We start from the raw sequence: 12997 nt of genomic DNA, 5'->3' as shown, positions 1-12997 counted from the left end.
AATGACGCAGGGGACGCGCTGGCTTACGCCGCGACGACCTTGACCATTTCCAGGCACTTGTTGGAGTAGCCCCACTCGTTGTCGTACCAGGACACCAGCTTGACGAAGGTGCCGTCCAGCGCGATGCCGGCATCGGCATCGAACACCGAGGTGTGGGTCTCACCGCGGAAGTCGGTCGCCACGACCTTGTCTTCGGTGTAGCCCAGGATGCCCTTCAACGCGCCTTCGCTCTGTGCCTTCACTTCAGCGCAGATCTCGGCGTAGGTGGCTTCCTTCTCCAGCTCCACGGTCAGATCGACCACCGACACGTCCGAGGTCGGCACGCGGAAGCTCATGCCGGTCAGCTTCTTGTTCAATTCCGGGATCACCACGCCGACGGCCTTGGCCGCACCGGTGGAGGACGGAATGATGTTTTCCAGGATGCCACGGCCACCGCGCCAGTCCTTGTTGGACGGGCCATCGACGGTCTTCTGGGTGGCGGTCGCGGCGTGCACGGTGGTCATCAGGCCACGCTTGATGCCCCACTTGTCGTTGATGACCTTGGCCAGCGGGGCCAGGCAGTTGGTGGTGCACGAGGCGTTGGAGACGATCGCCTGGCCGGCGTAGGTCTTGTCGTTCACGCCGAACACGAACATCGGGGTGTCGTCCTTCGACGGTGCCGACAGGATGACCTTCTTGGCACCCGCGTCGATGTGCTTCTGCGCGGTTTCCTTGGTCAGGAACAGGCCGGTGGATTCGATGACGACGTCCACGCCGACCTCGTCCCACTTCAGGTTGGCCGGATCGCGCTCCTGGGTCAGGCGGATCTTCTTGCCGTTGACCAGCAGGTCGTTGCCGGAGACTGCCACGTCAGCCTTGAAGCGGCCATGCACGGAGTCGTACTTCAGCATGTACGCCAGGTAATCCGGCTCCAGCAGATCGTTGATGGCGACGATTTCGATGTCATTGCCGAAGTTCAGCACGGCCGAACGCAGCACGTTGCGCCCGATGCGACCGAAACCGTTGATGCCAACCTTGATTGCCATGTTCACAAGCTCCTGCAGCCGCGACGGTGCGGCGCCGATGGAAAGGGGTGTTCATTCTAGCAGGGCCGGACCCGGGCAGGCCCGCGCAAGCCGAACGGGAACCGGTTACAACGGCAAATACCCGGATTGATCCGGATCAAGGCGCGCAACCGCGCGGGCGGCAAAACTGGCCCCATTCCAACCCGCCACGAGACCGTCTCATGCGCAAGACCTCCCCCCTCCTGCTCACCAGCCTGGCCGCCGCCCTGGCGCTGGCCGCCGCCCCGGCCATGGCCCAGTCCAAGGGCGACTGGACGATCGGTGCCGGCGTGCACCAGGTCGCCCCGAAGTCCAACAACGGTTCGCTGGCCGGCGGCACCCTGAAGGTCGATGTCGACAACGACATCAAGCCGACCATCACCGGTGAGTACTTCATCGCCGACAACCTCGGCATCGAGATCCTGGCCGCGCTGCCGTTCAAGCACGACATCAACATCGCCGGCCTGGGCAACGTGGGCAGCACCAAGCACCTGCCGCCGGTGGTGTCGCTGCAGTATCACTTCAACAGCGCGGGCAAGGTCTCCCCGTTCCTGGGTGCCGGCATCAACTACACGACGTTTTTCAGCGAGAAGACCGGCGGCGCGCTGGCCGGCAGCAAGCTGAAGATGGAGGACTCCTGGGGCCTGGCCGCCCATGCCGGCCTGGATTTCGCGATCAATGACAAGGGCTCGCTGCGCGTCGATGTGCGCTGGATGGACATCGACAGCAAGGTCAAGCTCGATGGCGAAAAGATCGGCACCGTCAACATCGACCCGCTCGCCTACGGCGTGTCGTACGTGTTCAAGTTCTGATCGGCGGATCAGGACCCAACCAGGCAACACCCTCGCAGCAAGACAGTTTCCCCGGCTTCGGCCGGGGTTTTTTTTGGACAGGCGCGGCGGTCCGGGGGGCGCTGCGGGGCGTGACGCTCGCGGTTACGCTGCGGAAAGCAGATGCCGCGCCGCGGCCTGCGCATGCAGCGTGGTCGTATCGAACACCGGCACGGTTGCATCCTGCGCGCCGACCAGCAGCATGATCTCCGTGCAGCCCAGGATGATGCCCTGCGCGCCGCGATCCACCAGCCGCTGCATGACCGCGCGATACCTCTCGCGCGATGCCGGCAGCACCTGCCCCTGCACCAGCTCCTCATAGATGATCCGGTGCACCGCCGCGCGGTCCTCGGGCTCCGGGACCAGTACCTCCAGTCCATGCGCGTGCGTGAGCCGACCCTTGTAGAAATCGTGTTCCATCGTGAACGCGGTGCCGAGCAGGCCAATGCGCCGCAACCCGGCGCCCTTGATCGCTTCGGCCGTCGGGTCGGCGATGTGCAGCAGCGGAATCGCGATCGCCGCCTGCACCGCATCCGCCATGCGATGCATGGTGTTGGTGCAGATCACGATGGCGGTGGCTCCGGCGCCCTGCAGGCGTTGGGCCGCATCGATCATCCGCTGCGTGGCACTGTCCCAGTCGCCGGCATGCTGCAGCGCCTCGATCTCGGCGAAATCGAACGACCACAGCAGGATCCGCCCGGAATGCAGCCCGCCCAGCGTGTCGCGCACCTGCTCGTTGATCAGGCGGTAATAGTGGGCCGAGCTTTCCCAGCTCATGCCGCCGATCAGGCCAACGATGTGGGCCATGGGGTCGCTCCTGCGTCCGCCCGATGCCGGGCACCCGCCGAGCCTAGCCTAACCCGAGCTGCACTGCAGCCGGCCAGATCGCGGCAAGCCCGCGCGTGGCCAGCCCGCTAGAATGCCGCGGATGAAAATGCCTTCTCTGCTCCCGGCCACCGCGCTCGCGCTGGCCCTCACCCTTGTTTCCACCGATGCCCTGGCCTGGGGCGCGCAAGGCCACCGCCTGGTGGCGCGGATCGCCGAGACCCGGCTGACCCCGCAGACCCAGGCCGAGGTGGACCGTCTGCTCGCCGCCGAGCCGGATCCGACACTGCACGGCATCGCCCCGTGGGCCGATCAGCTGCGCGCCAAGGACCCCGGCCTGGGCAAGCGCTCGGCCGGCTGGCACTACGTCAACATCGGCGAAGACGATTGCCACTACGAAGTGCAGAAGCACTGCAGGATCGGCAATTGCGTGGTCGAGGCGCTGAAAGCACAGACCGCGATCCTTGGCGACCGCAGCAAGTCCGATGCAGAGCGCGCGCAGGCGCTGAAGTTCGTCGTGCATTTCGCCGGTGACATCCACCAGCCGATGCATGCCGGCTACGGCCATGACAAGGGCGGCAACGATTTCCAGGTGCAGTTCAACAACCGCGGTACCAACCTGCATTCACTGTGGGACAGCGGCATGCTGAATGAGCAGACGCTGGACGACGACCAGTACCTCAAGCGCCTGCTGGCCCTGCCCAAGCCGGTGTTCGCAACGCGCTCCAACATCGATGCCGATGCCGTGCAGTGGGCCGAGGCCAGTTGCCGGATCGCGATTGCACCTGGCGTTTACCCGGACAAGCGTACGCTGGCCCCGAGCTATGCGGCGACCTATCGCCCGGTCGCCGAGCGCGAGCTGCGCCTGGCCGGTGAACGCCTGGCGGTGCTGCTCAACGACACCTTGGGCAAACGCTGAGGCCATCACCATGTCACTGCACGTCGCCAGTTTCTTCCATCCGGACAGCCACACGTTCAGCTACGTGGTGCATGACCCGGCGACGTTGCAGGCGGCGGTGATCGATCCCGTGCTGGATTACGACCCGGAGACCGATGCATTCGGTGCCGGGCCGCTTCAGCCGCTGCTGGCCCACGTAAGCGGGCACCGCCTGCAGGTGCGCTGGCTGCTGGACACCCATGCCCACGCCGACCACGTCAGCGCCGGGCGCTGGCTGAAGCGCCATTGGCCGGACGCGACTCTGGCCATGGGCGCGGGCATCGTGCAGGTGCAGCGCACCTTCGCACCCCGTTACGCGCTGGAGGTGCCGACCGACGGCTCGCAGTTCGATCATCTGTTCGCCGATGGCGAACGCTTCACGCTCGGTGATATCGACGCCGAGGTGATCGCGGTGCCCGGCCATACCAGTGACAGCGTGGCGTATCGGATCGGCGATGCGCTGTTCACCGGTGATTCGCTGTTCATGCCTGACGGCGGCACCGCCCGCTGCGACTTCCCGGGCGGTGACGCGGCGCAGCTGTACCGCTCGATCCGGCGGCTGCTGGCCTTGCCGGACGCGACCCGTGTGTTCATCTGCCACGACTACGGTCCGGGCGGCCGCGAGGTCGCCAACGAGACCACCATCGGCGCGCAGCGCGCGCACAACATCCACCTGCATGACGGCATCAGCGAAGCCGAGTTCGTGGCCACCCGCCAGGCCCGGGATGCCACGCTGGCCGAGCCGAAACTGATGCACCCCTCGGTGAAAGCCAACATCCAGGGCGGCCCGCCGAGGTAGTGCCGGCCGCTGGCCGGCTCCCCTGCAACGGGTGGCCCCCGTTTTCCTCAGCGGCCTTGCCCGCGCACCACGTGCTGCCCTTTCACGATCTCGAACGTGAAGCCGTACAGCAGGCTCACCGGTACCGGTTCGATGCGCTCGGCGCCCTCGCAGTTGCCTCGATCCGTGGGTACGCGCTGCGGAGGGAAATGACAGACGGCCGCGGGGACAAAGCGCCATATCGCCACCGCTTCCTGGGCAGCCTGCACGAGGGGCGCGTTCTCCGGGGCATTGCCGGCGGCGCAATCGCTGCGATCGATCACGGGCAGACTGCGTTCGACCTTGCCTTCCGCATCGATCACCAGCTGCAGGCACACTGTCGTCGGTGCCAGCGCGCGGCGCGGGTCGCGATCACCGACCGCCGGGTCCGGCCCCGCATTGAGCTGCGGCATCCGGTAGCCCTCGCTCGGCCCCAGCTGATACGTCTCCACCTTCCCGCTCCCCTGAGCGCCGACGTTCGGATCCAGACGCTGGTGAGCCACGTTCTCGGCACGCGTGTCCACCGTGGTCGGCGAGGGGTGACTGGCACAGCCGGCCACCAGCATCGCCAGGACCACGGCGAGTGACCCCCGCTTCACAGCGTCGGGTCCGACGCATCCAGTTCGAATGTCATCGGAATCTTCAACGCCGAGGCAACGGCGTGTCCATTCTGGCGCGCCGGTTCGAACGTCCATTGCTTGGCCGCAGCGATCGAGGCCTCGTCGAACACGCCGGCCGGGGTCGAACTGAGTACCCTTACATCGCCGGGCTTTCCAGCCGCATCCACCTCCACGCGCAGCACCACCTTGCCGGAAATGCCCTGATCAAACGCGGCTTTGGGATACCTGGGCGGCGTCAGGTCACGGGCCTGCGCGCCCACATCGCTCGTTGCCGCGTTGGCCTTCGCCGGCTCGTCGCCGGCGCCGCTCTGGCTGGCCCAGGCCACCGTGCAGAGCCCGACACACAGCCCGACCACCAGCACCTGCCCGGTCATCCACGGCAATGCCTTCCGCTTGTGTTCCTTCAACATGGCAATACGCTCCTTCAACATCGGTTGGCTGCGCCAGTGGCAGGCCATCGGGGCAACCGGGTGGACCAACTGCGCCTTCAGCAGCGCAGTGGCGTAGAGCCGGCGCAGGGCCGGATGCGGATCGACCGTGCGCGCGTCGCAGGCCAGTTCCTGATCGCGCAGGAAGCGGCGCGCCGCCCACGGCAGCAAGGGGTGGAACCAGAACACACAGCGCAGCACGGCAAGCGCGGCGTTTGCCCAGGGATCGCCATGGCGGCGATGGCTGTGCTCATGGCGCAGGATCAGCTCCTGCTCGGCCGGGCTGAATCGCTGCTCGAAGTCCGGGCTCACCACGATGCGCGGCTGCCACAGGCCGACCAGCGCCGGCAGGCCGGGATCGCCACTGGCCTGCCAGCTGCCATCCATGCGCGGCTGGAGCACGCCCAGTGCGTGCTCGAAGCGGCGCTGCGCGCGCCAGCTGACGCAGGCCACCGCTACCGCGCCCAGCAACCACACCGTCAACAGCAGTAGCGGCCACTGCGAGGCGTCGGTGGGCACGGCCGGCGCGCGCAGGGCCGAAGCCATGACCATGACCGGGTCCGTTTCAGTCATCGGCAGCCGTGGCAGTGGCAGGTAGGGCGCGACCAGCATCAACGGCAGCAACCACCAGCTGCGGTAGGCCAGCGCTGCGCCTCCGAGGCGCAGCAGCAGCGGCCTGGCCGCGGCCAGCACCAGCGTCGCCAGCGACAGCCACACGCTGGCCTGCAGCAGTCCATCAAGCAGCTCAGTCATGGCCCAGCTCCAGGATCAGCTGCTTCAGCTCGGCGATGTCCTGCGCGCTCAGCTCCCCGCGCTGGCTGAAGTGCGCCACCAGCGGCGCGACGCGACCGTCGAAGACCCGGTCCAGGAAGCCCTCGCTCTGCTCGGCCACCCAGGCCTGGCGCTGCAGCACCGGCGAGTACAGATAGCGACGCCCATCGCGGCTGGCGCTGATCGCGCCCTTGGTCAGCAGCCGGTTGAGCAGGGTCTTGATGGTGGGCTCGGCCCAGTCGCGGCTGGCCAGCGCGGTCACCACCTCGTCAGCGCCCAGCGGATGGCTGCGCCACAACACCTCCATCACCACCGCTTCGGCTTCACTGATCTGGCTCATCATTTACACCCGTAATCGACAGATCGATTACGCCCGTAATCAACCTGGGTGTCAACCCTTCGACAGCCGGTTCATGCAGCCGCTGCCAGCATCTGCGCACGCCCCACGGAGCCCTCGATGAGACGCTACCGAAAATTCGACTACCCGGTCGACGATGTGCGCCGCTTCCTGGAGCCGGGCCCGATCGTGCTGATCAGCTCGGCCTGGAAAGGCCAGCGCAACATCATGACCCTGGGCTGGCACATGGTGCTGGAGTTCACGCCCTCACGGCTGGCAACGATGATCTCCAGCGGCAACCACAGCTTCGAGCTGATCCGCCGCAGTGGCGAATGCGTCATCAATGTGCCCACCGCCGAGATGCTCGATACGGTGGTGGGCATCGGCAACAGCAGCGGCGCGGAGATCGACAAGTTCGACCACTTCGGCCTGGAGGCGGTGGCCGCCACGGAGGTCGCCGCCCCCTTGATCGCCCAGTGCCACGCCAGCTTCGAGTGCCGGCTGGCGGACCGCAGCCAGATCAAACGGCATGGCCTGTTCATCTGGGAGGTCGTCAAAGCGCACGTCGCGCGCTCCCCGAAAGTACCGCGCACGGTGCATTACCGCGGCGATGGCCAGTTCATGCTTTCCGGCGATGAAGTCTCGCGTCGCCGTCTGTTCAAACCGGAAATGCTGTAATGACCCGCATGATTTCGCAGGATAGCGCCGCATGACCGAACACCTGACCGACCTGGACGCCGCCGTCGAGTGGCTGCTGCAGCGGGTCGATGGCCCCCTGCGCATTGGCGCCCCGCTCGCACTGGGCAAGCCGCACCGGCTGCTCAACGCGCTGTATGCCCGTGTTGAACACGATGCCTCGCGGCCGCTGCAGCTGTATACCGCGCTGTCGCTGAATCCGCCGCGTGGCGGTGCCGGGCTGGAAGCGCGCTTCATGACGCCCTTCGCCGAGCGTCATTTCGGTGCGGAGTTTCCGCGCCTGGCCTACGCCGATGCCATGGTGCGCGACCAGCTGCCGGCGCATGTGCAGGTGGAAGAGTTCTACATGCAGTCCGGGGCGCTGCTCAATTCCTCGCAGGCGCAGCGCAGCTACACCAGCCTCAACTACACCCATGCCGCCGATGCGGTGGCGCAGCGCGCGCCGCATGCGATCGTGCAGAAAGTGGCGATGCGCGCGAACGACCGGCGCCTGTCGCTGTCGTGCAACAACGACATCACCCAGGACACGCTGGATGCGATGGTCGCGCGCGGGCTGCCACGCCCGTTGATGATCGCCGAGATCGATCCGCAGCTGCCCTACCTGGCCGGTTCGGCCACGGTGGATGTGTCGTTCTTCGATCTGGTGATCACGCCACCGGGGCCCTACCCGGACCTGTTCGGCCTGCCGCGCCAACCGGTGAGCGATGCCGACTATGCGATCGGCCTGTACGCCAGCACGCTGGTGCGCGATGGCGGCACGCTGCAGATCGGCATCGGTACGCTGGCCGATGCGCTCAGCCATGCGCTGGTGCTGCGGCATACCGACAACGCCCGCTACCGGCAGATCCTGCAGGCGCTCGATCCCGGCCTGGCCAGCAACCCCACCGTCCTTGAGTGCGGTGGCCTGGAGCCGTTCGAGATCGGCCTGTACGGTTGCAGTGAGATGCTCAACGAGGGCTTCCGCCGGCTGGTCCAGACCGGGGTGATCCGGCGCAAGGTGCATGACGATCTGGCCTTGTTGCAGCGGATCGAGAACGGCACCGCGTGGACCACCGACTACGCCACGCTCGAGGCCGAGGGCGAGTATCTGCACGGCGCGTTCTACCTGGGCTCGCCGGAGTTCTACCAATGGCTGCGCGACCTGCCCGAGGAGGAGCGCAGCGCGATCGGCATGCGCCGCATCAGTGAGATCAACCAGCTCTACGGCGGCGATGAAACGCTGGAGCGGATGCAACGCCGCGATGCGCGCTTCTTCAACTCCTGCATGATGGCCACCGCGCTCGGTGCGGCCGTTTCCGATGCGCTGGAAGACGGCCGTGTGGTCTCCGGCGTCGGCGGCCAGTACAACTTCGTGGCGATGGCGCATGCCCTGCCCGGCGCCCGCAGCGCGCTGATCTTCCGTGCCACCCGCGAGGACAAGGGCACGCTGCAGTCCAACGTGCGCTGGAACTACGGGCACACCACGATTCCGCGGCATCTGCGCGACCTCTACATCAATGAGTACGGCATCGCCGACCTGCGCAACATGACCGACGAAGACTGCGTGATCGCGATGGCCACGATCACCGATGCGCAGTTCCAGGCCGCCTTGCTGGACAAAGCGAAAGCCTCGAAAAAGCTGGCCGCCGGGTTCACTGCGCCCGACGATGGGCGGCGCAACACCGCGGCCGAGGTCAGCGCGGCACTGGCGCCATTCCGCCAGTCCGGCCTGCTGCCGGACTATCCGCTGGGCAGTGATTTCACCGAAGTCGAGCAGCATCTGGTCAAGGCGCTGGGCTGGCTCAAGCAGAACACGCAGACACCGATGGCCAAGCTGCGCACGGTGCTGGCTGCGCTGACGCAACCGGCCGGCGATGGCGACCAGGCCTATCTGCAGCGGATGGGGCTGGAAGCACCGAAGACGTTCGGCGAACGCATCGAGGCGCGGTTGGTGCGCTTGGGATTGGCGCGCACGGCAGCCGGGTGATGTAGATCCACGCCATGCGTGGATGCGTGGGGATCACGCGTCAGCCGTGGTCGAGGGTTGCGCCAACAGCATCCACGCATGGCGGGGATCTACCTTCGATCAAGGATGGCGTGGTGATTGCCCTTCAACAAACGAAAAGGCCGGGGAATCTCCCCGGCCTTTCGCGTTGCAGCTACCGGGCAGCGCCCGGCACCGCCATCAGTTCGCCAGCTGCGCCTTGGCCGCGGCCACGACGTGCTCGGCGGTGATCCCGAAGTGCTTGTACAGCGCTTCGGCCGGGGCCGAGGCACCGAAGGTGTCGATACCCACCACCGCACCGTCCAGGCCCACGTACTGGCGCCAGAAACCGGTGACGCCGGCTTCCACGGCCACGCGGTTGCGCACGGCATTGGGCAGCACGGACTCGCGGTAGGCGGCGTCCTGGCGCTCGAACACGTCGGTGGACGGCATCGACACCACGCGGGTCTTGATGCCGGCGGCATCCAGTTCCGCCTTGGCGGTCACGGCCAGGCCCACTTCCGAACCGGTGCCGATCAGGATCACGTCCGGCACGCCGCCTTCGGCGTCGGCCAGCACGTAGCCACCGCGCGCGATCTGGGCGACCTGTTCGGTGCTGCGCGGCTGGTGCGGCAGATTCTGGCGGCTGAAGACCAGGCAGCTCGGACCATCCTTGCGGGTGATCGCCGACTTCCAGCTGACCGCCGACTCGACCGCATCGCACGGGCGCCACACATCGTTGTTGGGGATGTAGCGCAGCGAGGCCAGGTGCTCCACCGGCTGGTGGGTCGGGCCGTCTTCGCCGAGGCCGATCGAATCGTGCGTGTACACGTGGATCGCGTGGGCCGGGATCAGCGCGCTCATGCGCACGCCGTTGCGGGCGTAATCGCTGAACACCAGGAAGGTGGCGTCGAACGGAATGAACCCGCCATGTAGGGCCAGGCCGTTGGCGATCGCGGTCATGCCGAACTCGCGCACGCCGTAGTAGACGTAGTTGGCGTTCGGGTCATCGGTGGCGACCGACTTGCTCGCCTTCCACAGGGTCAGGTTGGAGTGCGCCAGATCGGCCGAACCGCCCACCAGCTCCGGCAGCAGCGGCGCGAACGCTTCGATCGCCAGCTGCGAGGCCTTGCGCGAGGCGATGGTCTGGCCGTCGGCCTGGACCCGGGCGATGTAGGCATCGGCCTTGGCGATGAAATCGGCCGGCAGCTCGCCGTGCGAACGACGGATCAGCTCATCGGCTTCGGCCGGGTACTGCGCGGCGTACTTGTCGAACTGCTGCTCCCACTCGGCCTGGCGCAGGGTGCCGGTACCGCCGGCACGCCAGCCGGCGTAGATCTCTTCCGGGATCTCGAACGGGCCGTACGGCCAGCCCAGCTGCTTGCGGGTCGCTTCCAGCTCGTCCTTGCCCAGCGGGGCGCCGTGGCTGGATTCCTTGCCGGCCTTGCCCGGCGAACCAAAACCAATCGTGGTGCGGCAGCAGATCAGGGTCGGCTTGTCGAACTGCGACAGCGCGCTGTCGATGGCGGCCTTGATGCTGTCCGGATCGTGGCCATCGACGCCGCGCACCACGTTCCAGCCATAGGCTTCGAAACGCTCGGGGGTGTTGTCGGTGAACCAGCCATCGGTGTTGCCATCGATGGAGATGTGGTTGTCATCCCAGAAGCAGACCAGCTTGGACAGGCCCCAGGTGCCGGCCAGCGAGGCGGCTTCATGTGAGATGCCTTCCATCAGGCAGCCGTCGCCCAGGAACACCCAGGTGCGGTGGTCGACGATCTCGTGTTCGGGGCGGTTGTAGCGCTGAGCCAGCAGCTTCTCGGCCAGGGCGAAGCCCACGGCGTTGGCCAGACCCTGACCCAGCGGACCGGTGGTCGTCTCCACGCCGGGGGTTTCATGGTGCTCGGGGTGGCCGGCGGTCTTGCTGCCCAGCTGGCGGAACTGCTTGAGCTGCTCGATCGGCAGGTCGTAGCCGCTCAGGTGCAGCAGCGCGTACTGCAGCATCGAGCCGTGGCCGTTGGACAGCACGAAGCGGTCGCGGTTGAACCACTTGGGATTCTTCGGGTTGTGACGGAGATAGTCGTTCCAGAGCACTTCGGCGATGTCGGCCATGCCCATCGGCATGCCGGGATGACCGGACTTGGCGGTTTCGACCGCATCAGCGGCAAGGAAGCGGATGGCGTTGGCCAACTGGCGGCGGGTAGGCTGCGTCATGGTTCTGTCGGAGTCGGGAGGCTCCCGCGGAGCTGCGGGCAGCCCATTGTCCCACAGGTGATCGGCGGGGTCAGGCCGAAGACAGGCCAGGCCCTTAACGACGACGCCCCGCACTGGGCGGGGCGTCAGGGCAGCTCGGGCCTGTGCAGGCTCAGTCGCGCGGGGCCGGCGCGGGGGCCGGGGCCACCGTGGCCACGACCGGGCCATCGTCCACCTCGCCCTTGGCCACCAGGGTGGTCAGGGCCAGATCGCCGGTGACGTTCAGCGCGGTACGGCACATGTCCAGGAAGTGGTTCACGCCCAGGATCAGGCCGATGCCCAGCGGGTTCACGCCGACCATGGCGCAGATCATGGCCACCACCGGCAGCGAGCCGGAGGGCACGCCGGCGGTACCGATGCCGCCCAGGATGCAGACCGCCATCACCATGAACTGCTGGCCGATGCTCAGGTCCACGCCGAAGAACTGCGCCAGGAAGATCACCGTCACGCCCTCGAACAGCGCGGTGCCGTTCTGGTTGGCGGTGGCGCCCACGGTCAGCACGAAGCGCGAGACCTTCTGCGGCAGGCCCATCTGGTCGGCCACGCGCAGCGCGGTCGGCAGGGTGGCATTGCTGGACGCGGTCGAGAAGGCCATCACGGTGGCCTCCTGGGTGTCGCGGAAGAACGCCAGCGGCGAGCGGCCGGACAGCCATACCGCGACGCCGTAGGTCACCACCATGTGCAGGCCCAGCGCCAGCACCACCACGCCGACGTAGGCGCCCAGGCGGATGATCAGCTCGAAGCCGAACAGCGCGGCCAGGTTGAACATGAAGCAGGCCACCGCGTACGGGGCCAGGCGGATGACTAGGTTGATCAGGGTCATCGAGATTTCGAAGATGCCTTCGATGGCGCGACGCAGCGGGGCGACCTTTGCCTCGTCGGTCAGCACCATGCCGATGCCGAACATCAGCGCGAAGAACATCAGCGAGAGGATGGCGCCATTGCTGGAGGCCGCCTCGACCACGTTGCTCGGCACGATCGACAGCAGCATGTCCATGCCCTTGGGCGTGCCATGGATGCCAGCGACGATTTCCTTGCTGCGCTCGGCATTCTCGGTGAGCATCTGCGCGGCCACGACCGGGTCCACGCCCGCGCCGGGCTTGAGCACGTTGACCAGCACCAGGCCGATGCCCACGGCGATGCCGGAGAGCAGGATGGTGTAGGCCAGCGTCTTCCAGCCGATGCGGCCGAGGGCGCGGATGTCGCCCATCTCCGACACGCCCATGATCAGCGCCGAGAAGATCAGCGGCACGATCAGCATGAAGATCAGATTGAGGAACAGGCCCGAGGCCGGCGTGGTGACGTAGTCCATCACCCATTTGGCTGCGGCCTGCAGGCCGTCGATGCTGCCACCGAGCGCATGGACGGTCAGCCCGAGGACCAGGCCGATGATGAAGCCAATGCCCATTTTCCAGTGCAAAGGCAGTTTCTGCCGGGTCGTTGCGGCCTCAGTCATGGAGCGGCGTTCCTCGAAAAAATG

The 12997-nt window shown here is 66.8% G+C and carries 12 protein-coding genes; 5 read left to right on the top strand and 7 right to left on the bottom strand.

Annotation, left to right across the window (positions count from 1 at the left end; translation table 11 throughout):
• Nucleotides 1-23 precede the first annotated feature (23 nt).
• Nucleotides 24-1025, bottom strand: coding sequence for a type I glyceraldehyde-3-phosphate dehydrogenase (gene gap / locus NJD74_RS00810; RefSeq protein WP_046273181.1), 1002 nt, complete (start codon nucleotides 1023-1025; stop codon nucleotides 24-26).
• Nucleotides 1026-1225: 200 nt separating this feature from the next.
• Between gap and NJD74_RS00805 the strand changes: the two genes are divergently transcribed.
• On the top strand, nucleotides 1226-1855 hold the full coding sequence (locus NJD74_RS00805) for an OmpW family outer membrane protein (RefSeq protein WP_070471189.1): 630 nt from the start codon (nucleotides 1226-1228) through the stop codon (nucleotides 1853-1855).
• Nucleotides 1856-1978: 123 nt separating this feature from the next.
• On the opposite strand, the gene NJD74_RS00800 is transcribed toward NJD74_RS00805, so the two are convergent.
• On the bottom strand, nucleotides 1979-2680 hold the full coding sequence (locus tag NJD74_RS00800; RefSeq protein ID WP_070471187.1) for an aspartate/glutamate racemase family protein: 702 nt from the start codon (nucleotides 2678-2680) through the stop codon (nucleotides 1979-1981).
• A 121-nt stretch (nucleotides 2681-2801) separates the two neighbouring features.
• On the opposite strand from NJD74_RS00800, the gene NJD74_RS00795 reads away from it, so the two are divergent.
• Both NJD74_RS00795 and NJD74_RS00790 read left to right on the top strand, forming a co-directional pair.
• Nucleotides 2802-3617 carry a S1/P1 nuclease gene (locus NJD74_RS00795; RefSeq protein ID WP_319623472.1) on the top strand — a complete coding sequence of 272 codons (816 nt, stop codon included), beginning with the start codon at nucleotides 2802-2804 and terminating at the stop codon, nucleotides 3615-3617.
• 10 nt (nucleotides 3618-3627) lie between these two features.
• Nucleotides 3628-4434: an MBL fold metallo-hydrolase gene (locus NJD74_RS00790; protein WP_319623471.1), complete on the top strand. Its 807-nt coding sequence runs from the start codon at nucleotides 3628-3630 to the stop codon at nucleotides 4432-4434.
• Between the two features lie 47 nt (nucleotides 4435-4481).
• On the opposite strand, the gene NJD74_RS00785 is transcribed toward NJD74_RS00790, so the two are convergent.
• The 3 genes from NJD74_RS00785 to NJD74_RS00775 are packed head-to-tail and all read right to left on the bottom strand — an operon-like array spanning nucleotide 4482 to nucleotide 6611.
• Nucleotides 4482-5051 carry a hypothetical protein gene (locus tag NJD74_RS00785; RefSeq protein ID WP_319623470.1) on the bottom strand — a complete coding sequence of 190 codons (570 nt, stop codon included), beginning with the start codon at nucleotides 5049-5051 and terminating at the stop codon, nucleotides 4482-4484.
• Nucleotides 5048-6253 (bottom strand): TonB family protein, encoded by a 1206-nt coding sequence (locus NJD74_RS00780; protein WP_070471179.1) that lies wholly within the window; start codon nucleotides 6251-6253, stop codon nucleotides 5048-5050. Before NJD74_RS00780 ends, NJD74_RS00785 begins: the two co-directional genes overlap by 4 nt.
• Nucleotides 6246-6611: a BlaI/MecI/CopY family transcriptional regulator gene (locus tag NJD74_RS00775; protein WP_070471398.1), complete on the bottom strand. Its 366-nt coding sequence runs from the start codon at nucleotides 6609-6611 to the stop codon at nucleotides 6246-6248. The genes NJD74_RS00780 and NJD74_RS00775 overlap by 8 nt, the downstream gene beginning before the upstream one ends.
• Before the next feature lie 117 nt (nucleotides 6612-6728).
• On the opposite strand from NJD74_RS00775, the gene NJD74_RS00770 reads away from it, so the two are divergent.
• On the top strand, nucleotides 6729-7286 hold the full coding sequence (locus tag NJD74_RS00770) for a flavin reductase family protein (protein ID WP_046274000.1): 558 nt from the start codon (nucleotides 6729-6731) through the stop codon (nucleotides 7284-7286).
• A gap of 31 nt (nucleotides 7287-7317) precedes the next feature.
• Nucleotides 7318-9270, top strand: coding sequence for an acetyl-CoA hydrolase/transferase C-terminal domain-containing protein (locus NJD74_RS00765; RefSeq protein ID WP_070471177.1), 1953 nt, complete (start codon nucleotides 7318-7320; stop codon nucleotides 9268-9270).
• A 198-nt stretch (nucleotides 9271-9468) separates the two neighbouring features.
• Here NJD74_RS00765 and tkt read toward each other — a convergent pair whose 3' ends face one another.
• Nucleotides 9469-11478 carry a transketolase gene (gene tkt, locus NJD74_RS00760; protein ID WP_319623469.1) on the bottom strand — a complete coding sequence of 670 codons (2010 nt, stop codon included), beginning with the start codon at nucleotides 11476-11478 and terminating at the stop codon, nucleotides 9469-9471.
• Between the two features lie 151 nt (nucleotides 11479-11629).
• The gene (locus NJD74_RS00755; RefSeq protein WP_019183891.1) at nucleotides 11630-12973 is read right to left on the bottom strand and encodes a dicarboxylate/amino acid:cation symporter; all 1344 of its coding nucleotides are present in this window, start codon (nucleotides 12971-12973) and stop codon (nucleotides 11630-11632) included.
• Between the last annotated feature and the right edge of the window lie 24 nt (nucleotides 12974-12997).

Origin of the sequence: Stenotrophomonas sp. RG-453, assembly GCF_033843685.1 — a bacterium.
GTDB lineage: Bacteria > Pseudomonadota > Gammaproteobacteria > Xanthomonadales > Xanthomonadaceae > Stenotrophomonas > Stenotrophomonas bentonitica_A.
This window is presented reverse-complemented; position numbering and strand designations above follow the sequence as displayed.

What these genes read in the sequence shown, in the direction of transcription:
- gap (WP_046273181.1), bottom strand. Translation starts at nt 1,025, where the DNA reads ATGGCAATCAAGGTTGGCATCAACGGTTTCGGTCGCATCGGGCGCAAC.
- NJD74_RS00805 (WP_070471189.1), top strand. Translation starts at nt 1,226, where the DNA reads ATGCGCAAGACCTCCCCCCTCCTGCTCACCAGCCTGGCCGCCGCCCTG.
- NJD74_RS00800 (WP_070471187.1), bottom strand. Translation starts at nt 2,680, where the DNA reads ATGGCCCACATCGTTGGCCTGATCGGCGGCATGAGCTGGGAAAGCTCG.
- NJD74_RS00795 (WP_319623472.1), top strand. Translation starts at nt 2,802, where the DNA reads ATGAAAATGCCTTCTCTGCTCCCGGCCACCGCGCTCGCGCTGGCCCTC.
- NJD74_RS00790 (WP_319623471.1), top strand. Translation starts at nt 3,628, where the DNA reads ATGTCACTGCACGTCGCCAGTTTCTTCCATCCGGACAGCCACACGTTC.
- NJD74_RS00780 (WP_070471179.1), bottom strand. Translation starts at nt 6,253, where the DNA reads ATGACTGAGCTGCTTGATGGACTGCTGCAGGCCAGCGTGTGGCTGTCG.
- NJD74_RS00775 (WP_070471398.1), bottom strand. Translation starts at nt 6,611, where the DNA reads ATGAGCCAGATCAGTGAAGCCGAAGCGGTGGTGATGGAGGTGTTGTGG.
- NJD74_RS00770 (WP_046274000.1), top strand. Translation starts at nt 6,729, where the DNA reads ATGAGACGCTACCGAAAATTCGACTACCCGGTCGACGATGTGCGCCGC.
- NJD74_RS00765 (WP_070471177.1), top strand. Translation starts at nt 7,318, where the DNA reads ATGACCGAACACCTGACCGACCTGGACGCCGCCGTCGAGTGGCTGCTG.
- tkt (WP_319623469.1), bottom strand. Translation starts at nt 11,478, where the DNA reads ATGACGCAGCCTACCCGCCGCCAGTTGGCCAACGCCATCCGCTTCCTT.
- NJD74_RS00755 (WP_019183891.1), bottom strand. Translation starts at nt 12,973, where the DNA reads ATGACTGAGGCCGCAACGACCCGGCAGAAACTGCCTTTGCACTGGAAA.